Genomic DNA, 23,285 nt, shown 5'->3' on the forward strand with positions numbered 1-23,285 from the left:
TAAAAATGAAACACACATTTAAGTGTATAACGGCAATGGCAGTTTCACTGCTTTGTGCAACATCAGTAACAGCAGCCACCATCGATGTAATGGTGCTTTACACCCAACCTGCTGCAAACAATGTGTCTAATATCGACACTAAAATTAACCAATACATCTCACACGCCAACCGTGTTTATCAAAATAATGCGGTAGATCTACAGTTGCGTTTAGTGGGCGCTCAGTCATCTGCTGCTACATCTAGCGACCTTCAACCTACCGAAAGTGCGCTAGACTTGTTAACTGATAGCAGTGGTGTGCAAAACGCACGATCTTCAAACGGCGCAGACATGGTCGTGCTTTTAGGTAATCGTGAAAACATTTATGAAGGCGGTCAGCTAGTGGGTTACGTGTGCGGCATTGGCTGGGTAGGTCAAGGCAACAACGGTACACTGTATTCTAGCTCGCAAAGCCGCATGTACAGCATTAGCGCCGTTGATTGCGGTCTGTCCACATTTGTTCATGAACTCGGTCACAACATGGGCTTAGGCCACTCTGTTCGCCAAGGTTCAGTAGGCGGTGTATATAATGATGGTATCGGTCACGGCGTTGATAATAACTTCTCAACTATCATGGCCTATCCTCAGGCATTCGGTAGTGCCACCCAGCTAGACTATTTCTCTGACCCTTATTGGTCAGGCTGTAATGGCCAAGCCTGTGGCGTTGAAAACGAATCTAATGCTTACCGCGCAGTAAATGCGGTTATTAACCAAATTGCTAACTACTTCTAAGTAAGTAATTAATTAGGGGATAAATAAGGGAAAGCAGCCTTGCTTTCCCTTCAACCTAAGCCCATGCAGATTGTTTACTCTTTAGGCTGCGTCAACATGTCATCATACGCATCCATTTCCCAAGGCAGTTCGCCTGGGCTGGTATCGAGGAAGTGAAGATAACTTTCGAACTGATCTAAGATGTCCTTAGTAATACTCTCTTTGTCATATCCGTAAATATCGTAAGCTTGTCCTCCGCGGCGAAGGAATACTTCAGCGCGAAAATATTTTTCTGACTCGTCTTCTTCTGAACGCAGTTCTGCGTAGCTAAACCCTGGCACTAAATATTCAGTCATACGGATATCGTAGATAAAATCCATGTGATCGTGACGCTCAACAGTGAAGATGGCCCTTCCCGTTTCCTCATCAAGCTTAACGAACGCCTCCCACTCTCTCGCTTTCAAAGCAGCTTGTACGTCTTTCATCGCTGCAATCACAGTTTTATCAATAAACTCATGAACCTCATTTCGGCTTGGGTAATCGACCATTGCTGCGAGTCGGCCTTTTAGGCTAGTCGAGCGACCGTGGTTTCTATTAAGCGTATTCGCCTTCAAACTGTTGTTTCGGTAGCCTTCAATGACAAGCGCACGCCATAGGCCTGCTGCAGACGCTAGCATAATGAAGGCGAATGGTAATGCGCTCGCAATGGTCATCGTTTGCAGGGCATTCAGTCCACCAGCCAAAAGCAACACTGCTGCAACGGTTCCTTCCAAACACGCCCAGAAGATACGCTGCCAAACCGGGCTTTCTTCTTTACCACCAGAAGCAAGAGAATCGATAACCAGCGACCCAGAATCTGATGACGTCACGAAGAACGTAATAATCAATAACACGGTCAAGCCTGACATGATTGACGCGCCAGGTAGCAAGTCATAGAGCTTAAATAAGGCAACAGCTTCGTTTTCCTGCACATCGCTAATGAGTGTAGTAACACCTTGGTTCATAATGGCATTTAGCGCGGTGTCGCCAAACACAGAAAACCAAAGGAAGGTGAACATGGTAGGCACAAGCATTACACCAAAAACAAACTGCCTAATGGTTCTGCCTCGACTTATTTTGGCGATAAACATGCCTACAAACGGCGCCCAAGCGATGGTCCAGCCAAAAATAAACAGCGTCCAGTTGCCAATCCAATCGCTGCGACTATAGGCCTGAAGATTAAAGGTGCGCTCAATGATGCCGTTGATATAACTTCCTGTGTTCTGTAAAAAGGTTTCTAAAATATGAACCGTTTCTCCGAAGATAAAAACGGTACTCATAAGCGATACAGCCAGAACCATATTAAGAATTGATAACCTTTTAATGCCTTTATCCATTCCCGCGATAACCGATATTGTTGCGGCAATGGTTACGATAGCAATGGTGCCTACCTGCACCATGATATCAATGGGGATATCGCCAGAAAGATAGTTAAGTCCCGCATTGATCTGTGTAACGGATAGTCCGAGTGTAGTGGCGATACCAAATAATGTACCGAGAATGGCGAATACATCTACCGCATGACCTATAGGGCCATAAATTTTATCCCCTATCAGCGGATACAAAGCTGAACGTATAGATAACGGCAAGCCATGTCGAAAAGCAAAATAGGCAAGAACCAAACCGACTAGCCCGTAGATCGCCCAGATGTGAAAGCCCCAATGAAAAAATGCGATTTGCATGGCTTGTTTCGCCGCATCAACAGTTTCAGCTGCTCCTGCAGGCGGTGAAGAATAGTGTAGAACAGGCTCTGCTACGCCAAAGTAGAGCAGCGCTACGCCGTAGCCTGCTGAGAACAACATAGAAAACCATTCGGGAAAGCTATATTGAGGCTCTGCATGATCGGGCCCTAACTTTATGTTCCCCCAGCTAGATGATGCTACCGATACAATGAATACCAAAAAGATAGCGACCGACAACATGTAAAACCAACCAAAGGTTTCCGTAATCCATGCCAATGTACTGTCGAAGGCCTCACCGGCAAGTTCGGGATTGCTGATGGTTCCGATCACCAGAAGCAAAATAATGACGACGGCGGGGAGAAATACAGGAAGAAGAATGGTGGAGTTGTTTACTTGGCCTTTCATAGCAAATCCCTTTTCACTGACAGGAAAGTTGAAACCCTGTGTAATGCGAACAAACTTTATATTTTCTACTTGTGAAGGTTTGAATCGGTTCAAGCTTGGTGTAAGCATATAAAGTCGGAACGTTCAGATTCCGACTGCGCTAACTAAACAATTTCTTCATATAGCGAGCGTTCGTAGTGTTTTATTTATCTATCTTCCAGCGACATTTGAACGCTCTCAAATAACATACTGTTTGCTTGTCTAGGGACATACACTAATTCTGTAATAATTAGTAATTAACATAGTCTCCTTTCCAAAATACACCGCTTTTCGAAAGATATTTGTTTGGGATTAATGTGAATACGTTATCTAAAGTACACGCTGTTGGTTTTGTTGGTGAACAAGAAAATGAAATAGCCTCCCCTCGCAAAGGATTGCCAAAGGCGAAAGTGCCCACTAAAAAGTCAGATTTTTCTTCGTTTTATCATATGCATTGGGAGGGATTATGCGCTTTCTTAAGAAAAACCTTTGGTTCAGGTCCTCCAGACCCTGAGGATGTAGCGCAAGACGCGTTTTACCAGCTGGCAAAGATGAAATCTCGCGAGCATATTGAAAACCCTAAGGCGTTTCTATACAAGGTTTCAATTAACCTGACACTGCGTTCTTTGAAATCAGATAGATGGATTGCGAACGTTGTACCCGGTAACGACGAGTCGTTTGAATCAGAGTTACTGTCACTATCTGAGCCCGATAAAATTTTGCATTCACAGCAAGCTTTGCAGCAACTAGGGGCTTTGTTTTGCACTTTGTCGGAAAAGCAAAAATACATCGTAAGTGCAAGCCGACTTGAAGGCAAAACCTATCAACAGATTTCTGACGATACTGGATGGAGTATAGCCGATGTATGTCGGCAACTTAACAGTGCACTGGTTATCCTCGCAAGCTCAGTAGATGCAAATGATTGATTGTGCCTTAGGGAAAAACGAACAAAGAGATTGAACGTGAAACAGAATTCAAACGTCACCCATCTTAATGCTGAAAAGTCTATCAATGAACAAGCCATTCATTGGTTTACTTTAATGAACGATGAAGACTTAGCACATCAGTATCAGGAAGCATTTACCAAGTGGTACACCCATTCCCTACGTCATCGCAACGCGTTTAAAGCTATTGCTAAAATGTGGGATAAAACAGGTTTTACTGATGACATTATTGCATATGAGACCGAAAAAAATTCAACACTAGAAACAGGCAAATCAACCCAACTCAAATATAAAGACCTGTACAAGAAAGTTGGTGCGCTCGTAGCGTTCGCTGCGACTTTAGTTATTACAGTTATTACTCTGCTAAATAAACAGGACCAATCATTTTCTCAACCCAGCCAAGTCTTTGCTTACTCTACGACAACAGCACAGATAAAGAATATTACGTTGCCTGATGGCAGCAAACTCACTCTTGGTCCTACAAGTAGTGTTTCGTATACGGAGCTAGACACAACCCGTTCTATTGAACTGAGTCAAGGAAGAGCATTTTTTGATGTAGTCTCGATGACCAATAAACCTTTCATAGTAAATAGTGGTGTTAATACTATAGAAGTGACAGGCACTGAATTTGAAGTAGATGTAAATAACTTCAAAAAAACCACTCGAGTAAGTGTTGTGGAGGGCAGTGTTAAAGTTTCAGGTAAAGGCGAAGCACCTGTGTTCCTATCTCAAGGAGAACGAGTTTCTGCACCACTAACTGGGGGACCGATGACGAGCATAACGACTTTCTCAGATAAAGAAACACTCGCTTGGATGGACAATAAACTTATTTTTAATAATACCCCTATTACAGAGTTCTTGTATCGAATACAACCTTATGTAGAGCAAACCCTCTCTCTTGAAGGTTTTAGTTCTGATGCTGTTACGATAAACACGATAGTTACCCCTTCCAATGTTCACACACTGCTCGATTCTTTGCCTGCGGCTTATCCACTGGAAATGGTGAGAACAAGTAGCACAATTACATTCACCTATTCTGAAAATTAGCAGTTAGCGGTACTTTTTTGAATGCAAAAGTGCCGCAAACAATTTAGTTACATTCATGAAGGTTTTATGAAACCTGACATAGTTTTGAAAAAGATTTCCTCTCTTTGCCTCTTTGTTCACGACAGTCGACTGCAACACACTTAATTTGAACTCAATCGGCAGTAAACCACTGACCGTACCGGAGAATGTAAAATGACATCGTCGCGTTGTGTAAAGAAACACTTGTTAGCTTTTTCCATTTGTACAGCTTTGTCACTAAATACCGCTGCAATTGCGGCTGCCCAAGAAAGCATAAGCGTTGAACTTGAGCCAGCTCCTTTGGCATCGGCATTAAACCAACTTTCATTCAAGTCGGGCATTGTGATCATCGCACCTGGGCGACTGGTCAATAATATTAAAGCTCCTGCGCTAAATGGGAACTATGAAATAGATGAAGCGCTTGAAAAATTGCTTTTCAATTCTGGGTTAGAGGCCGTCAAGCAAACGAATGGGGCGTTTGTAATAAAGAAACGTGGGCACCAGATGTCTCTTACCCCAAAGGACACTGCTGTCAATGGAGCACCTATCGACGAAATAGTAGTTTCAGCTACAAAACGTAACACCAACCTAATGGATGTATCGGCGGCTGTTTCTGTCTTGAATACACAGCAGATTCAAGATGCGGGGGTCACTGATTTCAAAGGGTTGGTAGACGCACTGCCGGGCATATCAATTAACTCTGCATTTGGCGGAGCCAACAATAGTTTCATTACAATTCGTGGTATTGGTGGGGCTGATGACTACAAACCAAATGGCAACCCCTCTGTCGCATTACATGTTGATGGTATCTACCAAACGTCTAATGCTTATCTTGGCATGCCTCTGTTCGACTTAGAGCGAATTGAAGTCCTCAAGGGCCCTCAAGGAACACTTTACGGACGTAACACAACAGCAGGAGTCATTAACGCCATCACAAAGCGTCCCACAGACGAATTCGAAGGCTATGCCAGCGTAGAGTATGGAAGTTACGAGTATACGCAGGGTGAAGCTGCATTTGGCGGAAGCGTTTCTGATAATTTAAAAGTACGTATCGCTACGAAATTTGAACAAGGTGGTGGTTACATGGACGGCAAAGGCGCGGGCCTGTTCGCTGGTTATGTGCCAGAAGGTTTTGAGGGGGTAATTCCGGCCGTAACCGATCCGGGAGAGCGAGACGGGTTTGGTGATAAAGACCTATTTGCCTTTCGTGCAACCGGGGTTTATACCTTCCAGGCCAATACTGACTTAACTTTGCGCTACTTTATGAGCTCTGATAATGGCGACACACTTCAATACGATCGTATCGCTTTGGAAAATGAGACTGGCTCTGGTATAAGCAGAAATGCAGGCGAAAACGACGACCCATATGCGTTTTACGCGGATGAGTACTATAGACACACTATAGATATCGAAGGTGTAAACGGAGAATTAGCTCATCAAATAGACACTGATTTGAACGTAAACGTGCTATTTGGCTACCAAGAAAGTGAGCGTAATATGGGGGGAAATGGTGACGGAACCTCATTTCCTCGCTACAAATATGCATTTGATGAAACACTTGACCAGTCCTCTTTAGAAATTCGCTTCAGTGATAGTCAAGGAGGAGACATTGATTGGATCGCAGGTGTCTTCTATGTCAGCGACTCGGTGGACTTCGTAAGCGATTGGACAAGCTTCGCAGTTCGCTCCCAGTACACTTCTCCGTATAGTCAGACTCGAAACAGCTTTGCTACGTTTGCCAACGTTGATTGGTTTGTAAACAACGACCTGAAATTATCTGCGGGCGTTCGTTATACTCAAGATACTGCTAAGTTTTCAGGCTACAACCAAGACTTAGACCCTTGGGGAACTTCTATATATGAGGAAGTATTCAACTCCCCTGGCTTGTTTTCTTGGGACAGAGATTTTGACGACAATAATGTCTCAGGTAAGCTAACCGCCCAATACTACCTTTCTGATAACCTAAATATTTTTGCCTCTATTGGCAACGGATACAGAGCAGGGGGGTTTGATGGTACATCAATATTCTCTTTAGAAGAGACTGAGCCATTTGACTCTGAAACCGTAGATTCATTTGAACTGGGGTTGCGTTATACCGACGAGAGCTTGAGTGCTAGCGTCGACTTATTTGCTTACGATTTTGAAGAAATGCAAGCAACTACTCGACTTTCAAATGACACCAATGGACGAACAAATGTTGGAGCGGCTGAAGTTCGTGGTGCAGAAGCTTCCTTCAACGCCCAGCTGTTAAACAATGGCGAACAACAATTAACGTTCAATTCATCTGTTACCTATCTCGATACAGAAATTACGGAGTTTTCATCTAACCGTGTCGATGATGTGCAAAATACAGTTGGAGACCCGTTACCTGGCTCACCCGAGCTTTCATATTCAATCTCGCTCAATCATAGCATTTTCGTTGCAACTAACCGGTTACTTTCTACTCGTCTGACTTATACCTACCACGACGAAGAAACTAACCGATTGAATGCAGGTGCTGGCAATACGGTGCCTGATTACGGCTTGCTTAATATCAATATGGACCTTGAGTTGGGTAACGGGTTTACCGCATTTGCATATGGTCGAAACATTACTGATGAAGAATATTTTCTAGAACTCAATGCAGGTGCTCGTCTCGTTGGTGCTCCAGCAACATACGGCGTAGGCGTTCGCACTACCTTCTAGTCTAATGCAGGCATCTGCAGGTTGCAGATGTCTGCCCACAAGAGGCATTGATATGAAGCATCTCGTGCTTATACTATTACTTAGTTGCATACCTACTATAGCACTTGCTAGCACACCAATTTGGCAGCAAGCAAGCGAATACCCTGACAGGGTTATACTTAATCCTACCCAACTTCCTAGTGAAAGCTTTTCTGTTAATTGGCGCACGTCGGAAGAAGTTGAAATTACGGTTGCCCAAATTGCACCTGTTACATCAGCCGCCAGATTCGATTTGGGTGCAAAAACCTACAAAGCAGAAACACAGCGCGCTGAATTGCGCAGAGGTAACTCAATACCTTCTAACGTTCATGAGCAATCGAGAGACAATGTTAATCAAGAGAGAGCTCAATATCACTACAACACGCACCTCGCCGACGTTGCATATCACGAAGTTACATTTAAAAACTTAAAACCAAATACGCGTTACGCGTATAGAGTACGAGGAGGCTTAGGTAAATGGTCTGAATGGTATATGACGAAAACGGCCGGTCTACCCTCCTCTTCAACTACACGATTTCTGTACTTTTCAGACGCACAAAATGGCATGCGCGAACAATTTCCAGCACTCTTGAGAAAGGGCTTTAAGGCGATGCCCGATGCAGACTTTGCTCTTTATACTGGCGATCTTGTAGACCATGGAGCTAGGGACTTAGAATGGGCGCAGTGGTTTTCTGCAGGGCAGTTCATACACGCAGAAATTCCAGTAGTCCCCGTGGTTGGAAACCATGAATATGCCCATCAGCATTTAACCGATGGCGGAAAACAGTGGGTTTTAAGCCGCTTTTGGCAAGATCAGTTTAAGCTTCCAACCTCTCCGGAGTTATCAAATCAATTACAAGAGACAGCTTATACTTTGCATTACCCTAATACCGACGTATTCATTGTTAATACGGAAATCAGGCACAATGAGACGGCATTCGCAATGCAAACAAAATGGCTAAGACAGACACTTAGTGAAAGTAAAGCAAAATGGAAAATTATCGCCTTTCATCACCCAATATTTTCAAACTGTGGAATGCCACTAAATAGTCCGGGGCAAGACGAGCCCGCAGTTCGCAGTGCTTTATTGCCATTAATAACAGAATTCAATGTTGATCTGGTTTTACAAGGACACGATCATGCTTACTCTAGAGGGAGTATAAAAAACGAGCAGGGCACGCATGTAAATAGTGTTTTTGTTACGGCAAGTAGCAGTCCTAAAGCTTATCCACTAAAGAAAACGCGATGGGATGAATACGAAAAATTCAATGTTACGTTAGAAAGAGTCGGAGAAAATACGCCGACTTACCAAGCTATAAAAGTACACGAGAACACTCTTTCATATCGTTCATATACCTTGACTGGAGAACTCTACGACGCTTTCGACATTACAAAAACACAACCTGGTAATGTGATGACATATCCCTATGACCTTATGAAAGAAAGGCTTTTCAGTAATACCGAGCCCTATAAACACCACAATTCACTCTACTAGTTGGTTATTTAATTTAGAGACTAATTTTACTTTAACGCCAACACTCAATAGCGTTGGCTTATCAAAAATAATCAGACATAGATAGATAGCGCTGCCTGATATGTTCAATTAACAGCTTAATTTTTCGAGATGGCTGGCGGCTGTAAGGATAAACGGCATAAACGCCTAACACCTTACCTACCCGCTCTGGAAACAAATCGACCAGTGTTCCATTACATAAATCTTCGAATACCAAACATTTAGGTACGTAGGCAATACCTCTACCAGCAAGGGCTGCTTTGCGAAGCGCCCCTGCATTGTCACTTGAAAATGCGCCATCTACGGTGATGGTGTAACTGCCTTGAGACGACGTAAACTCCCACTCCCTTGCGCCGGATGTGTGGTAGGAATACAACAAACAGTTGTGAAAGCTCAAATCCTCTGGTGCTTTGGGCCTGCCTTTTCGTCTAATGTAATCCGGCGATGTGCAAACCACCCAATGGGAATCTAAAAAGTGCCGCGCAATCAGACTTGAGTCTTCCAAATATCCCGTTCGAATAACAAGATCAAACCCTTCCTCGACTAGATTTACAAATCGATTATCTAGAGACATATCAACGCTTAGCCCTGGATGAAGTGTACAAAACTCAGCTACCGCATCGGCTAACAGTAAATCGCCCGAAATCGTTGGAACCGACATTTTAATGTGTCCGGATATTTGTTCACTGTATCCAGAAATTGTGTCGATAGCTTCTTGCGTGGACGCCTTTACATTCATGGCGCCTTGCTTCAAAGCTTGACCCGCTTCGGTAAGCGTGAGTTTGCGAGTAGTGCGATACAAAAGCTGCGTTCCCAGCTCTTTTTCAAGCTTTGCTATTCGCTTACTGACTACCGAGTTGGTAATGTTGTTCGCCTCTGCCACTTTGCTAAAACTGCCCATCTCCGCAATTTGTGCAAAGAGAATTAAATCGTCTGCTCTCACGTTATTACTTCACTTTTGGAAAAGATAAATTTCATTGTTGCCGTATATCCCTAAGGCGAGAAACGTTATATTTTTATCAAGTTAATTACAATCGATTAAAGACATGATTATTTCATCGCCGACTGATTATCGACGCGCTGCGCAAAAAATATTACCGCCGTTCCTATTTCACTACATTGATGGTGGTGCCTATCGAGAGCATACACTTAAACGCAATGAAACTGACTTGGCTGACATTGCATTAAAGCAGCAAGTGCTGAGAAATATGTCGTCGCTTGACCTTTCTACAACGGTCTTTGGTGAACAATTGGCTTTACCTATTGCCCTTGCTCCCGTGGGATTAACCGGAATGTATGCGCGACGTGGCGAAGTGCAAGCTGCTAAAGCGGCAGCAAACAAAGACATCCCGTTTACCATGTCGACGGTGTCAGTATGTCCTATTGAAGAAGTCGCACCAGCCATTGAACGTCCAATGTGGTTTCAGCTCTATGTGCTTCGCGATCGCGGCTTTATGAAGAATGTTCTGGAGCGCGCCAAAGCAGCGGGTGTAACAACGTTGGTCTTTACCGTAGATATGCCTGTACCAGGGGCTCGCTATCGCGATAAACACTCTGGTATGAGTGGGCCATTTGCTGCAAGCCGTCGCGTACTGCAAGCGATGACCCATCCTCGTTGGGCAGTTGATGTAGGCGTATTCGGTAAGCCTCATGATCTTGGCAATATTTCTACTTATCGTGGCGAACCGACCCAATTGGAAGACTATATTGGCTGGTTGGGCGCCAATTTCGATCCGTCTATCAGTTGGAAAGACTTAGAATGGATCAGAGAGTTTTGGGACGGCCCAATGATTATCAAAGGCATTTTAACTGAACAAGATGCAAAAGATGCCCTGAGTTTTGGCGCAGAAGGCATTGTAGTGTCCAATCACGGCGGTCGTCAGCTAGATGGCGTGCTTTCAACCGCTAAGGCTCTTCCAGCGATTGCTAGCGCGGTGAAAGGCGAGCTAAGTATTTTCGTAGACTCAGGTATTCGTAACGGCTTGGACGTGGTGAGAATGCTGGCATTAGGTGCCGATTGTACTTTACTAGGGCGCTCTTTTATTTATGCACTTGCTGCTGAAGGCCAGCAAGGGGTAGAGAACTTACTCGATCTGTACAAACAGGAAATGCATGTCGCGATGACACTATGTGGTGCAAAATCAGTCAGTGAACTTAACCTCGACTCTCTCGCTTTTTAGTATCGCTGGCACCAAGACCACTAAAAAGCCCCCCAGTAATTGGATAGTCCAACTATTGGGGGTCACTTCATTTTTTATGGCTCTTTTATCAATGCACAAGTGGCTGGAAGCGTAATTTGCGCTTAATGATGCCCACCACAACAACTTCCATCATGCTCAGCCCAGTTTTTAAGTTTGGTGGTTTTGCCTATTCCCGGGTTAAAACTATTGGTGGGGTCTAATTCTCGGTAAAAGTTTTTCAGCGCATCTTTTGCAAAGTACTCGTGTCCCACATTGTGCTCTGCTGGGTATTCAGCGCTTCTCGCATCGAACGTTTCCAGAATTTTACCCTTTAACAATTTGGCATCCGCCCCTTTTTTCAACACGTAATTCTGGTGCATTACGTGGCAGAATAAATGGCCGTAATACAGTTTTGTGTCTATCTGGTCGTCTATTTCTTTAGGCAGCACTTCAAACCAGTCGGGATCGTTGCGGCGAAGTGCAACATCGATGGTCATCATAGCGCCCACGTCTTTGCTGTGCATCACGTGGTAACGACCTATCGCGCCACCAGCAACAAAGCGATGCAAAATAGCCTTATCAGCTTCTTCTTCTGTACACTCAAAATAACTACCTTCATTGGTTTTAAAGAAAGCATCAAGGTAGGCTTTGGCCTCATCTACCCCGTCGTTGCTCATCTCCAATATCCAATGATGCTGATACTTGTCTCTGTACTCTTCCATTCGCTTAGGCAAGTGGTTAGGAAAAACGTAGCTCATATACTGCATAACGCGATCTGACATTTTGTTGGGTAAGAAGCCCAGCTTGTCAGTAAATGCGTCAAATTTGCGCTTAAATGCAAACAGCTTAGGAATAAATTTGGCGCCAAGCTTGCTGATAACGATAAACATATCTTTACCGTATTTCTTTGATACGTCGTAGCAATCTCGGTGAAGGTACTCACCCGAGTCAGGCAAGTTCTTGAAAGTAGAAAGTATGTCGCGACGCACTTTGGTAAACACAGCGGCGTCGTTAGACCCCACATAAAATACCTGTTTTTTCTCAGGAATAGGAAAGGTGTCTAGCCTCACTGCGAACACGGCAAGCTTACCCGCGCAGCCTGAAGCTTCATGAAGTCTTCTGCCGTCATTGTTGAAGCGCGAAGGTGTGTCTGAATCAACGTCTCGAACTCGTTCATCATACTCGTTGTCTGATGCACGAGCGTCAGGGTGCTGAACGTCAGCTTCTTTGTAACGTTTGTTCTCAAGATTATTCAGAATTTCTTCTGGCTCACTACCTAGGTTAATCCCCAGATTGTTTACCAAAGATAGATTGCCATTAGCGTCGATTTGGGCAAAAAGCGCTAATTCAGTATAGGCAGGGCCTCGCTTGACCAAAGCACCACCTGAATTGTTACATATTCCCCCCACGATCGATGCGCCAATACATGAAGAACCAATCACAGAGTGAGGTTCGCGACCATAAGGCGCAAGCGTCTCTTCCAATCCAAACAAGGTGCTCCCCGCTAAGCCAACGATCTGCTTTCCGTTGTCAACTAACTGAATATCATCAATACGCATAGTACTGATAATAACGAGAGGCCTGTCGTAATCTTTACCATCTGGCGTAGAGCCACCCGTTAACCCTGTATTGGCCGCCTGCATAATAACCGCAACGTCGGCTTCAACACACAGCTTAAGCACACGCCAAATTTCGACAAGCGTTCCTGGGCGCACTACCGCAAGCGCTTCGCCCGCACCAAAACGAAACCCTTTAGTGTAAGGCTGCTTCTTCGCTTTATCAGTTAACAAATAGGCCTGCCCTACTACATCGCGCATTGATGCAATCAAAGACTGAGTGTCAACGTTTACGGTCATGGTTCTCTCTGTGTGTTGAAATAATGGAAGGAATGACTTGGTGTTGAACTATACACTAACACCATTATTAACAAAGGGGGCAAGCCGCTTTTATCGAGATAATTTACTTATATTTAATTCGTTGAACACTTAGAGGCTCTAGCATTTAAGCAAAACTTACAAGCGTTTTTCACTGTTACATTTTGTTACGCTTTGGAGGAGCAAGTTAGACCAGAGGAGTATTGTAAAGCCAATGTATAGTTCGTAAGGTTGATAGACACGAAAAGGAGCTTTCATGTCACATCAAGCGTTCGTTTTAACAAGAAAAAGTTTTTCAGAAAATACTAGAAGGGATGGGGCTTACGAACGATTCCTAAGTATTTTGCCGTCATGTGGATTTGTCGTCACAACCGGTGCGATTCATCCACCTCGAAGCGTGCTTAATAACACCTTTACCTTCTTTATCGATGCGCAGTATTGTGACTCTGCCGCTATGCTCAACTTGCCTGTAGTCAACGATAACCCAGAGTTGAACAAAGTCATTTTCAACGTGCCAGAGTCTGACGTCGATTTTCATTATGCGGCACTGCAACATGGTATTAATGGTATTTTCCATATTGAAGATAGCTTAGAACTTCTGGTTCGCGGTGTTCAACAAGTTCAGGCGGGCAACAAATGGTTCAGTCGCGAGATTATGAGTCGCTATATTGATGCCAATTTAGTGTCTAAAGCAAAACCCGTTGCTGCACTTCAATCGTCACATACTGTGCTGACCAAGAGGGAATTGGCCATCACACGCAAAATTGCAGATGGTGCCCAAAATCAGGAGATTGCAGACTGCTTACACATCAGCGTAAATACGGTGAAAACTCACGTTTACAGCATATTTAGGAAAACGGACTGCCGAAATCGCGTTGAGCTTATAAAGTGGTTCGATCACCAGTTTAGCCAACCACAACAAGTAAGCATATAAACTGATAATCCATTGAATTTAATTGCGTATGGCGCTTACGCTTTCGCGCGCCATACACCTTTCTCCATTCCTTGTAGCACCAACTCAGTCACCGCTTTTTCTATGCTTTGTTTAACGCACTCGAACATGGGTTCATTAGTCGTGTAGCCCGTTTCTGCTTCAAGCAAGCGCTTAAGCGAAACATACCTAAACAGGCCTGCTCTCACCTCCTGGCTTAGTACTTTCTTAGAGGTTGAAACCGACACCAATACTTGACCTGTTCTCACGTCAACTGCACGCATGTAAATGGAAATTTGATCTTCCCTAAACAGTTCACTCGCTCCAATGCCAAAGTACTCTACACCAGCGCCGCCGGTACGAATGTTGGTATCGTAGCTAATTATCCCACCTTCTATAATAATTCTAGCTGTCGTGAGTGGCGGCAAATCGCCTCCGCTGCTTTCGTCGGCTCTAATTATTTTGCGTTCGGTAAGAATGTTCTGCAGCCCTTCACGCTCCACAGGTAAAAACCACGATGTCTCGCTTAAGGTCTGAACAAGAATAGAGGTTGCGCCTTGAGTCACCGCAGTAGAAAACGAACTTGCCCCAGTGCTAGGTTTATATTGCCCGGTCTGGTCTCTAAACGCATATACAGAAACCGGAATTTGTCCCATAGGCGCTGGCAAGCTTTTTACTTCAGACAATGTGGCACTGTCTTTAATTACATCAGCGGCCGTTGTATCTGGCGGCAGCGTATTAGTGATGGACTGGCATCCTGCAAGCGCCATGGCCACTATTAAAAAAACGGTACTTCTCATGTGTTTCCCTACCCAAACCGTGGAATTTCAACGACAGTAACCTCACCTGTCAGTAAGTTAGTAATGTTCACAACAATGCTGTCAGGATTACTCGTTATTAGTTCTACCTGAAAGTCACCACTAACAAAAATACTATCCTGATTGAATATGCTGTCTATCGGGTTTCCATCTTCATCATATTCTTGTTCACCGAATGCGATGTCTGTGATTTCGCGGACTATACGGTTAATATAGGCGCGTTCGAGTGATTCTTGAAGGCGTTCGTCATAGGAGCGCTCGCTGTAAGGCGCTGTATGAGCGTTTTGTGAATTCGCCTTACTTAATAAAAATGATCCGTTAAGTGGATTACCACCGAATGACGGGTTGATCGGTTCATACACCAACTCTGTTGCTTTCACACTAGCTGAAGTCCACGAGCCAGTCGCGATTAAGGCTGCTATCAATATCCCTTTTTTCATTACCATTCGTCCCCTGCTAAATCTGGGCTTCTACTGTCTATACTCGCGTTTGCCACCGCGTCTAAAACTAACATGATGGCTTGCTGTACTTTTTCATCTAACGGTACTTGTCTACGCCCCATGTACGTTTGATAAACCACTCTGTTGTCGTAAATCACCGAAAGAAGAGTACCCGCTTGTGGCACAATAATTTCTTTAACAACAAGGTTCTTACCCGAACTGTCTGGGACTTCTCGCCAGTATTGGCTAATGCGAGAGGCAAATTCGTGGCCTTGGCGGCTAATACTGTTATCGAGCAACAGTCCACCTAGCCGAATTTCTTCTGCGTGAATCGGAGAAAAGAACACACTAAAAAGCAGTGTGATAAGAGAGAAACAATACAAGTACTTCATTTTACTGAATATAGCCGGGCAAACGCCCGGCTACTCACTTTTACATCTGTAGGTTTACATCTGAACAACGGTAGCTACGTTGTAGTCACCAACCTGCGTAACACTTACTGTGCCGCCGTTGCCAGTGATACTACCTGTAACTAAGTTATCGTTACCCATTTGCGTAACTTCAAATGTATTCATATCACCAGAAATAACGAACTGACCACCTGCGTCGTCTGTTACCCAGTTTCCTACGCCTTCTTGCATAACACTAACAATATTGTCGTCACCGTTAACCAATAGGTCTAGTAAGTTAAGCTCGCCCGTTTGCGAAACCATAATTTCGTTGTAGCTTGATGTAACGTTGCTTGCCAACTCAACTGATGCCGTATTTTCAACACCCTCTTGAGACATTTCAATGATGTTGCCATCAGCGTAGTAAGTTGCATCACCAATACCAGCTTGTGCTAACGCCAAGTTGGCATCGCCATCTTGCTCAATTTCAACGGTGTTAAACAGGCCATCGAAATTAACTGTGCTGATTTCATTGGCATCACCTACCTGAGTTAAATCAAACTCGTTGAATAAGCCAATTACGCCAGCATAAGCCGTGTTGCCTTCGCCCACTTGGTTAATTTCGAACGTATTCGCTTGTCCGCCGATAGTTTCTACGGTAGCTAAGTTAACGTCACCGATTTGATCGATATTAACTTCATTGCCAGAGCCTTCAAATACTCCTGTGGTAATCTCGTTGCCATCACCATCTTGTTCAAACTCTAGCACATTACCGTCGCCAACCATGCTCCAACCCACAGCGTTCTGGTCGCCATCTTGGTCAATTTCAATTTCGTTTTCTGAGCCGACAACGGTTAAGTCAGACACGTTGTAATAGCCGTCTTGAATAACATCGATAACGTTTGCATCACCGCTTAACTCGCGAACATACGATTCGTGCCAGTCACCACTTTGATCAACAAATACCGTATTGTCGTTACCCGCAATGGCATTATTAGCCCAGTTACCACCATCGCCCTGATACACTGATAACGTGTTTCCGCTGCCCGAAATGCTATTTATTGAGCGATTAAAAATAAAACCGATAGGGCCGCCATCACCTAATTGAACAAGTGAAACCGTGTTATCGTCACCTTCGACAACGACATCGGCTGTACTATTTAAACTATCTTGCTCAGACTCTAAGAAGTTGCCGTTACCTGTGACACTTGCAAAAGAGGTATTACCTGACTGCATTTGCGAAGCTAGTACTTCGTTTGCGTCACCCGTTACTTCTACAAAGATTGCATTTAAGTCACCTTCCTGACTTAAAATAGATTCATTACCTACCTCATTTCCCTCTGGGGCCGTTTGGGTTAGCGTAATTTCATTGCCTTCAGCTGCAGCAATAAAATCTGCGGAAGCACTGAAATCAACTGTCTTACTCGCTGGAACTTCCTGAGCCGATGCCCACCCTGTCGCTGCTACTAAAAGCAATGCACTCGCTATTTTTGTTTTTTTCATTTTCACATTTGTCTCCCTATGGCAATCACATCATTCTTGATATTGTGTGATGTTAATCACCATTTCGTTCCCTATCTGGTAAACAGTAAAAGACTGTTCACCCAATTGATTAACATTGGCTACATTGTCGAACCCATCTTGAATAATCTCGAAATAGTTATTGTTGTTTTGCTGCAATAAATTAACCACGTTCCCCTCACCCAGCTGAGTGATAAGAGCTTCGTTATTACTGCCGTTTTGAACAACATTCGATAGGTTGGCGCCGTTGCCGCTTTGGATAATGTTAGTTATGTTATTTAGCCCAAACTGACTAACAGCGATGAAGACCGTTTCATCGTCTATCGTTATAGCTTGAGCATTCAGACTCATTGAAAGAGAAGATTCCACCATGTCTGAGCTTGTTGATAAGTCGGACTGTTGAGCATAAGCAGGAAGATTTACGGTTAGAAGACTACACCCCGTAATGGCTGCCAACGCAACGGCTCTACATGCCTTAGCGTTATTAGCAAATTGGCTCTTTTTAACCTTTAGCTTCTTGTCCATGAGAACGACTGCTTCCTTGATTAACAACAAAGGTGACCCCTCTATAACACTCCTTAAGACGGCGAGAATCCATCACCAATAAGTTGTATTTATTACAGGTCAAATACAGTTAGCACACGTTAAATCAGCAAGTTATTTATTATGGGTAATACCATAGTGCTAGATTTGACGAAAATTCACGCACCGAGTAATTATTGGTAAGACCACCTAGTTTTTGTAGGGTCTTTTAACGGGTATTGCTACAGCGCGCCCCTAAGACATAGAGATCTTAACTACCTGTCAAAAGTCATAGTAATTAAGTACCACTTTGGGCTTCTCTTCTCACTTTTTCCTAGTGGTTAAGTAGTATTTTTGAGCAAATTTTACTGTTAGGGGTGGCAGGTTTTTAAATTTGCGTTATAAGTTTTAACCGTTAGTTATATCAGACCGAACGAGAAGGTTCTGTGATTAAAGCATTATTGCTAATTATGGAATCTAATTATGAAAACAAAGCCTTTTAAAACAGGCCTTTCAGCACTGTCATTAGCCCTTCTACCGCTAATGGTATCTAGTCATGCACACGCCGCAAAAGCCGAAATTTTCGACGATAGCGTTATCGTTGTGTACAAAGAAAATGTAAGCAAAGCGGAAAAGATGCGCGCTCGCTCTTCGGTAGGTGCACGAATTAGTGACGCAAACCGTGATGAGGTAGATGATCGCTTCTCTAACCTTTTAAATGGTCGCATTGCCAAACTGGAACTTCGTGGCAAGTCTGTAAAAGACGCCATAGAAATCTTAAAGAAAAATCCTGCGGTTAAAATCGCCGAGCCAAACTTCTTGTACCGCAAAGCCTTGGTACCTAACGATCCTTCTTATGGTGACCTATGGGGTTTGAATAACACCGGTCAAGCCGGCGGTACTGCAGATGTGGATATTGACGCACCAGAAGCATGGGATATTACAACCGGTGATAGCGATGTGGTCATCGGCGTTATCGATACGGGTGTTGACTACAATCATGAAGATCTTGCAGATAACGCATGGGTTAACCCAGGTGAAATTGCTGGAAACGGTATTGATGATGATGGCAACGGTTATATTGACGATGTTTACGGTATCGATGCCTTTAACGGCGATTCTGATCCTATGGACGATGATTCTCACGGTACGCATGTGGCCGGGACAATTGGCGCTGTGGGCGGAAACGGAATTGGCGTAGTCGGTGTAAACCATGACGTGTCAATCGCTGCATGTAAATTCTTAGGTCCTGACGGCGGTTCAACCGCTGGCGCTATTGAATGTATCGATTACTTCACCGACCTTAAAGAGAACCGCGGCATCAATATTAAAGCTACCAACAACAGCTGGGGTGGCGGCGGCTATAGTGAAGCGCTAGAAACTGCTATTGAAGAAGCTGGCCAAGCGGGTATTTTGTTTGTTGCTGCGGCAGGTAACTCTGGTTCAAACAACGACAACGTAGATAACTACCCGTCTAACTACGTCACTACAACAAACAGTCTGCTTGCAGTTGCTAGCCACACTCGTACTGACGGAGACAGCGGCTACTCATACGGTATTGAAACCGTAGACATCGCGGCGCCGGGTACAGCTATCCTATCTACAGTACCAGGTAACGGCTATGCGGCATACTCAGGCACGTCAATGGCAACACCACATGTTGCGGGTGCAGCAGCACTTGTGTGGTCGCTAAACCCAGAACTTACGCCATCTGAAATGAAAGAGCTGTTAATGTCTACAGGTGAAACTAGCCTATGGGCTGATGGTCGCACCGTGTCTGGTAACCGCCTAAATGTACTTAACGCACTTGAAGAAGCTGATCCAACTCCAGGTTTTAAACTGGGCATTACACCTGGTTCAGCTGAAATTGAAGCGGGTGAGACCTACACCTTCACTATTGAAGTTGGTTCAATTGCTGGCTACGAAGAAGAAGTACAGCTATCGCTTGCAGAGCCAAGTGATATCGCATCTTTAAGTGCAAGCTCGGCAATGCCTGGCGATACGGTAACACTGACCGTAGAGACATCTGAAGACACGCCTTGGGGTCCGTACAGCTTTACGGTTAACGGTGTAAGCGGTGATATTGAGAAATCTAAATCAGCGAACCTTTACGTTTACCCTCAAGGGCTAAACGAATTCCCTTACGCATATTCTGGTGATGCTGTACCTACGTTACCGAATGAAGAAGATCCAGACGATGTTGGCGTGGACCTAGTGATTAACGTACCTGACGACTTAACCGTATTCGGGATGCAGGCGTCGGTAAATATCACACACACCTATAGCGGTGATCTCGTACTATCACTGACCTCTCCTCAGGGTACGACCACCGTTCTTCGTCAGAATCAAGGTGGCGCTACAGATGATATCGTTGAGAGCTATAACTCTGATGCCTTTAACGGCGAAGTAGCAACAGGCGATTGGACCTTGAACGTGCTTGATACGTTCAACGGTGACAACGGCACTGTTAACACATGGAGCCTTGTGGTGACCGGTATTGGTGAAGTAGGCCCAACACCGCCTAACTCTGCGTTTACCTATGACGCTTCAGGATTATCAGTAAGCTTTACTAATAACAGTAACGACGTTAATGACGACATTGTCAGCTATAGCTGGGACTTTGGCGATGGCTCTACTTCAACGGAAGAGAACCCAACGCATGTTTACGCGAGCACAGGCGCCTATGACGTAACCCTTACGGTTACCGACTCTGAAGGCCAAACTGGCGTATCAACAGAAACCGTATCAGTTTCAGATAGCAACATTGTTGCAGAAATTGACCGCGCTATGCTGTCTCGATTCGGTTCGTTACGCGTAGATTTATCATATAGTGGCTCGATGGCCGATACTGTAATGATTTATCGCAACGGCGAGCTACTTGAAGAAGTAAGCAACACTGGACGTTATCGCGACAGAAGCAGAGGCGTTCAACCTGGTGAGTATACTTATATGGTTTGTGATGAAACCTCTGCATGCTCTGCACCAGTGTCTGTAAACCTTTAATGTAGTTTGCGTATCGCTGACGCGCTCTTCGTGACAGTTGGCGAATGATACGCTGAACAGTTAAGAGTTAAGCAATTGCCGGCCAAGGATAGGCCGGCTTTTTTTATTCTGAGAATTAAAGAGAGCACCAATCTAAGCCATCGGCTTATTCACTATAAGCCAAATACAACGTACACTTGATGCATTAAGAAATAATAAGCATTTTTTCATGCACATACTCATTATTGACGATCACGAAATTGTAAGGGATGGCATTAAAACACTCATCGAGCAAGAGTATGGCTGGCATGTTTCTTACGCAGTAAGCTCTCTGGATGCTCTTCCCTCCTTCGCTACGTTAGACGATATTGACGTTGCCATTCTAGATATCTCATTAGCACAGGAAAGTGGTTTCGATACGCTAGTAAAAATCAAGAAAGACGCGCCGTTTATAAAGTGCTTAATGCTGAGCATGTATGATCATGTTGGCTATATCAGTAAAGCGCTTGAGCTCGGCGCCGATGGCTACGTTACAAAGAATGCCGCCACTAAAGAATTGATGGACGCGTTGGAGTCTCTAGAAAAAGACGAGAATTATCTAAGCACAGATATTAGTAAAAAGTTAGCTTTCGGTGATAAACAGCTAACCTCTATCCTTACTGAAAGGGAAAAGGAAATTTTCTTACTGTTAGCAAAAGGATTCCAGCCAAAACAGATTGCTTACTACATAGATACTGCCCCGAAAACAGTGATGGTTCACAGAACTAATATTTACAAGAAACTCAATGTAACCTCCCAATTTGGTTTACTTAGAATTGCGTTAGAAACTGGGTACCTCGACGTTTCTGACGTTATCTACGACGACACGCTAGTCAAAGCAAATTGATGAATTTAACGCGGTATTTCAACGTTACCTATTTACTAATGGGATTAGGTTATACCGCGCTATTTCACGGCGTGTGGTTGTTCAGCACCCAATTCGAAATTATTTCAGGTACGGTGAGCTGGTATTTGCCTGCTGGAGTTCGCCTGGCGGCGTTTTTACTACTGCCAATTTACAGCTGGCCACTGCTACTCATCGCAGAAAAATCAACCCACTTCATTTTATTTCACCCCGGTGGCATTCTCGACAACACGGCGTTTTTAAGTGGAACCATAGGTTGGTACTTAGTCCATTTAGTGCTGTCACCTGCGGTAATTTGCACCTGCGTTTATTTATTCAGACGTCGCTTTAGCGCACCTTATATAGACAATGTTTCCAGCACCCTTGCCACGTTGGCTTTTGGTATTCTTATAAGTGTTGCTCTTGGGGCGGTATTTTTGGGCAGAAGGGCTATTGAACTGCAAACAGGCATAGAGGTTTTTCTTTCTATTTTGTTTGATTTTTCATTGGGTGACTTTGTAGGAATTGTTGTTCTTTGTCCTTTTCTTTTCGCATTATATAAACGGCCATCTATCCCTAAGAGTCATTTAGTACTGTACCTTACAACAATCGCTTGGCTGGTTTTGCTGATGCTGAGCAGCTATGCCTACTCCCAACAAATTAACATCAGCTATCAAGTTAAGTATCTAGCGGTTTTCCCCGCGCTCTTTTTATCGTATCGCTATGCCATAGTTGGCAGTGCGTTTTCGTGTTTACTCATAGGTATTACTGCGTTCGTGGTGGCAAGCCAGAGCGCACTTCCTCCCATTGAGCATCAGTTTTACATCTTAGCATCATGTACAAGTTGCCTCATTTTAGGTGCTTCAATTAACCAATCTACCTTGCTGAATATGAAGCTTGCGAAGAAAAACGAGGATCTTGAAGTATCGGTGCAAAGCGCTCAAGCACTGGCCAGTCAATTAGTGGTAGTGCAAGAAGATGAACGAAAGCGCTTATCGCGGGATTTACACGACGACTTTGGTCACCGCATAGTCGATTTGAAACTTCAACTGTCGCTAGATAGCAGAGAAAGCGAAAACGACATGATGCTCAATAAGATAGATGCTCTATACCACGCAATGAAGAAAAGCTTAGGGGGATTGCGTCCGTCCGGTATTGATACACTTCCCATTGAAAGCGTGATCCAACGTTCAGAGATTATTACCACGCTCAAGCGCGCAAACATAGACTATTCGTTTAACGTTAGCGGCACGCCAGTACCGTTCGATTCAGACCAGAAAATACATATCTATCGCATTGTGCAGGAAGCGGTGACAAACAGTATAAAATATGCCAATGCGACGTCGCTCAGTATTGATATCAACTATGCGCAACACAGTGCCGTGTTTATCGTCACTGACGACGGCGGCGGCATCCCTGAGCATTTTGCCCACTTAGCAAACGCTGAACCCACACTCGGCCTGCTGTCGATGAGAGAACGCGCAAAGTTGATAAATGGTGAGTTTGATATTTCCCAGAACAAACCAACAGGCACCCGAGTTTGCCTGACTTTGCCCTACAGTGCTTAAGTTACTCCACTGCGTTTTAGGTGCGTCGCTGCACCCTTTTTATGCTACATTGCTGTTGA

The 23,285-nt window shown here is 44.3% G+C and carries 18 protein-coding genes; 10 read left to right on the plus strand and 8 right to left on the minus strand.

All coding sequences use genetic code 11. From position 1 onward, the window contains the following. Positions 1 to 5: 5 nt before the first annotated feature. Entirely contained in the window at positions 6 to 770 is a 765-nt protein-coding gene (locus ACFI6L_RS13985) for a zinc-dependent metalloprotease family protein (protein ID WP_462574240.1), read from the plus strand. 74 nt (positions 771 to 844) lie between these two features. On the opposite strand, the gene ACFI6L_RS13990 is transcribed toward ACFI6L_RS13985, so the two are convergent. After that, positions 845 to 2,875 (minus strand): BCCT family transporter, encoded by a 2,031-nt coding sequence (locus tag ACFI6L_RS13990; RefSeq protein WP_462574241.1) that lies wholly within the window; start codon positions 2,873 to 2,875, stop codon positions 845 to 847. A 335-nt stretch (positions 2,876 to 3,210) separates the two neighbouring features. On the opposite strand from ACFI6L_RS13990, the gene ACFI6L_RS13995 reads away from it, so the two are divergent. From ACFI6L_RS13995 to ACFI6L_RS14010, 4 genes are all read left to right on the plus strand, one after another. Continuing rightward, positions 3,211 to 3,819, plus strand: coding sequence for an RNA polymerase sigma factor (locus tag ACFI6L_RS13995; RefSeq protein ID WP_061095845.1), 609 nt, complete (start codon positions 3,211 to 3,213; stop codon positions 3,817 to 3,819). 36 nt (positions 3,820 to 3,855) lie between these two features. Continuing rightward, positions 3,856 to 4,884, plus strand: coding sequence for a FecR domain-containing protein (locus ACFI6L_RS14000; protein ID WP_278344434.1), 1,029 nt, complete (start codon positions 3,856 to 3,858; stop codon positions 4,882 to 4,884). A gap of 192 nt (positions 4,885 to 5,076) precedes the next feature. Continuing rightward, on the plus strand, positions 5,077 to 7,587 hold the full coding sequence (locus tag ACFI6L_RS14005; protein ID WP_269350594.1) for a TonB-dependent receptor: 2,511 nt from the start codon (positions 5,077 to 5,079) through the stop codon (positions 7,585 to 7,587). A gap of 52 nt (positions 7,588 to 7,639) precedes the next feature. Beyond that, positions 7,640 to 9,100 (plus strand): purple acid phosphatase family protein, encoded by a 1,461-nt coding sequence (locus ACFI6L_RS14010; protein WP_269350592.1) that lies wholly within the window; start codon positions 7,640 to 7,642, stop codon positions 9,098 to 9,100. 61 nt (positions 9,101 to 9,161) lie between these two features. Here the strand turns inward: ACFI6L_RS14010 and ACFI6L_RS14015 are convergent, their stop codons facing one another. Next, complete coding sequence (locus ACFI6L_RS14015) at positions 9,162 to 10,061, minus strand: LysR family transcriptional regulator (RefSeq protein WP_014950694.1); 900 nt, start codon at positions 10,059 to 10,061, stop codon at positions 9,162 to 9,164. Between the two features lie 103 nt (positions 10,062 to 10,164). Here ACFI6L_RS14015 and lldD point away from each other — a divergent pair, with 103 nt between their 5' ends. After that, positions 10,165 to 11,298, plus strand: a complete 1,134-nt coding sequence (gene lldD, locus ACFI6L_RS14020; RefSeq protein WP_278344436.1) for an FMN-dependent L-lactate dehydrogenase LldD — start codon at positions 10,165 to 10,167, stop codon at positions 11,296 to 11,298. A gap of 122 nt (positions 11,299 to 11,420) precedes the next feature. Here lldD and dld read toward each other — a convergent pair whose 3' ends face one another. Further along, positions 11,421 to 13,154 (minus strand): D-lactate dehydrogenase, encoded by a 1,734-nt coding sequence (gene dld / locus ACFI6L_RS14025; RefSeq protein WP_014977383.1) that lies wholly within the window; start codon positions 13,152 to 13,154, stop codon positions 11,421 to 11,423. Between the two features lie 274 nt (positions 13,155 to 13,428). Here dld and ACFI6L_RS14030 point away from each other — a divergent pair, with 274 nt between their 5' ends. Continuing rightward, entirely contained in the window at positions 13,429 to 14,106 is a 678-nt protein-coding gene (locus ACFI6L_RS14030; protein ID WP_371342365.1) for a helix-turn-helix transcriptional regulator, read from the plus strand. Between the two features lie 35 nt (positions 14,107 to 14,141). On the opposite strand, the gene ACFI6L_RS14035 is transcribed toward ACFI6L_RS14030, so the two are convergent. From ACFI6L_RS14035 to ACFI6L_RS14055, 5 genes are read right to left on the minus strand one after another with little or no spacing between them, the layout of a single operon-like run. Further along, positions 14,142 to 14,903 carry a CsgG/HfaB family protein gene (locus ACFI6L_RS14035; RefSeq protein ID WP_014950698.1) on the minus strand — a complete coding sequence of 254 codons (762 nt, stop codon included), beginning with the start codon at positions 14,901 to 14,903 and terminating at the stop codon, positions 14,142 to 14,144. Between the two features lie 8 nt (positions 14,904 to 14,911). Further along, the gene (locus tag ACFI6L_RS14040; RefSeq protein WP_014950699.1) at positions 14,912 to 15,361 is read right to left on the minus strand and encodes a curli assembly protein CsgF; all 450 of its coding nucleotides are present in this window, start codon (positions 15,359 to 15,361) and stop codon (positions 14,912 to 14,914) included. Then, positions 15,361 to 15,753, minus strand: coding sequence for a CsgE family curli-type amyloid fiber assembly protein (locus tag ACFI6L_RS14045; protein ID WP_014950700.1), 393 nt, complete (start codon positions 15,751 to 15,753; stop codon positions 15,361 to 15,363). The genes ACFI6L_RS14040 and ACFI6L_RS14045 overlap by 1 nt, the downstream gene beginning before the upstream one ends. A 54-nt stretch (positions 15,754 to 15,807) precedes the next feature. Continuing rightward, on the minus strand, positions 15,808 to 17,253 hold the full coding sequence (locus tag ACFI6L_RS14050; protein WP_371342364.1) for an autotransporter outer membrane beta-barrel domain-containing protein: 1,446 nt from the start codon (positions 17,251 to 17,253) through the stop codon (positions 15,808 to 15,810). A 30-nt stretch (positions 17,254 to 17,283) separates the two neighbouring features. Further along, entirely contained in the window at positions 17,284 to 17,796 is a 513-nt protein-coding gene (locus ACFI6L_RS14055) for a hypothetical protein (protein ID WP_014980268.1), read from the minus strand. A 480-nt stretch (positions 17,797 to 18,276) separates the two neighbouring features. On the opposite strand from ACFI6L_RS14055, the gene ACFI6L_RS14060 reads away from it, so the two are divergent. The 3 genes from ACFI6L_RS14060 (at position 18,277) to ACFI6L_RS14070 (ending at position 23,226) form a co-directional block, all read left to right on the plus strand. Beyond that, on the plus strand, positions 18,277 to 20,796 hold the full coding sequence (locus ACFI6L_RS14060) for a S8 family serine peptidase (protein WP_014950703.1): 2,520 nt from the start codon (positions 18,277 to 18,279) through the stop codon (positions 20,794 to 20,796). A gap of 208 nt (positions 20,797 to 21,004) precedes the next feature. Beyond that, positions 21,005 to 21,661 carry a response regulator transcription factor gene (locus ACFI6L_RS14065; RefSeq protein ID WP_039225936.1) on the plus strand — a complete coding sequence of 219 codons (657 nt, stop codon included), beginning with the start codon at positions 21,005 to 21,007 and terminating at the stop codon, positions 21,659 to 21,661. Then, positions 21,661 to 23,226, plus strand: coding sequence for an ATP-binding protein (locus tag ACFI6L_RS14070; RefSeq protein WP_371342363.1), 1,566 nt, complete (start codon positions 21,661 to 21,663; stop codon positions 23,224 to 23,226). Before ACFI6L_RS14065 ends, ACFI6L_RS14070 begins: the two co-directional genes overlap by 1 nt. The last annotated feature ends 59 nt before the right edge of the window (positions 23,227 to 23,285 follow it).

This window comes from Alteromonas sp. G4i35, assembly GCF_054960375.1.

Coding starts and splice junctions, on each gene's coding strand:
- ACFI6L_RS13985 (WP_462574240.1), top strand. CDS start 6: ATGAAACACACATTTAAGTGTATAACGGCAATGGCAGTTTCACTGCTT.
- ACFI6L_RS13990 (WP_462574241.1), bottom strand. CDS start 2,875: ATGAAAGGCCAAGTAAACAACTCCACCATTCTTCTTCCTGTATTTCTC.
- ACFI6L_RS14005 (WP_269350594.1), top strand. CDS start 5,077: ATGACATCGTCGCGTTGTGTAAAGAAACACTTGTTAGCTTTTTCCATT.
- ACFI6L_RS14010 (WP_269350592.1), top strand. CDS start 7,640: ATGAAGCATCTCGTGCTTATACTATTACTTAGTTGCATACCTACTATA.
- lldD (WP_278344436.1), top strand. CDS start 10,165: ATGATTATTTCATCGCCGACTGATTATCGACGCGCTGCGCAAAAAATA.
- dld (WP_014977383.1), bottom strand. CDS start 13,154: ATGACCGTAAACGTTGACACTCAGTCTTTGATTGCATCAATGCGCGAT.
- ACFI6L_RS14030 (WP_371342365.1), top strand. CDS start 13,429: ATGTCACATCAAGCGTTCGTTTTAACAAGAAAAAGTTTTTCAGAAAAT.
- ACFI6L_RS14035 (WP_014950698.1), bottom strand. CDS start 14,903: ATGAGAAGTACCGTTTTTTTAATAGTGGCCATGGCGCTTGCAGGATGC.
- ACFI6L_RS14040 (WP_014950699.1), bottom strand. CDS start 15,361: ATGAAAAAAGGGATATTGATAGCAGCCTTAATCGCGACTGGCTCGTGG.
- ACFI6L_RS14045 (WP_014950700.1), bottom strand. CDS start 15,753: ATGAAGTACTTGTATTGTTTCTCTCTTATCACACTGCTTTTTAGTGTG.
- ACFI6L_RS14050 (WP_371342364.1), bottom strand. CDS start 17,253: ATGAAAAAAACAAAAATAGCGAGTGCATTGCTTTTAGTAGCAGCGACA.
- ACFI6L_RS14055 (WP_014980268.1), bottom strand. CDS start 17,796: ATGGACAAGAAGCTAAAGGTTAAAAAGAGCCAATTTGCTAATAACGCT.
- ACFI6L_RS14060 (WP_014950703.1), top strand. CDS start 18,277: ATGAAAACAAAGCCTTTTAAAACAGGCCTTTCAGCACTGTCATTAGCC.
- ACFI6L_RS14065 (WP_039225936.1), top strand. CDS start 21,005: ATGCACATACTCATTATTGACGATCACGAAATTGTAAGGGATGGCATT.
- ACFI6L_RS14070 (WP_371342363.1), top strand. CDS start 21,661: ATGAATTTAACGCGGTATTTCAACGTTACCTATTTACTAATGGGATTA.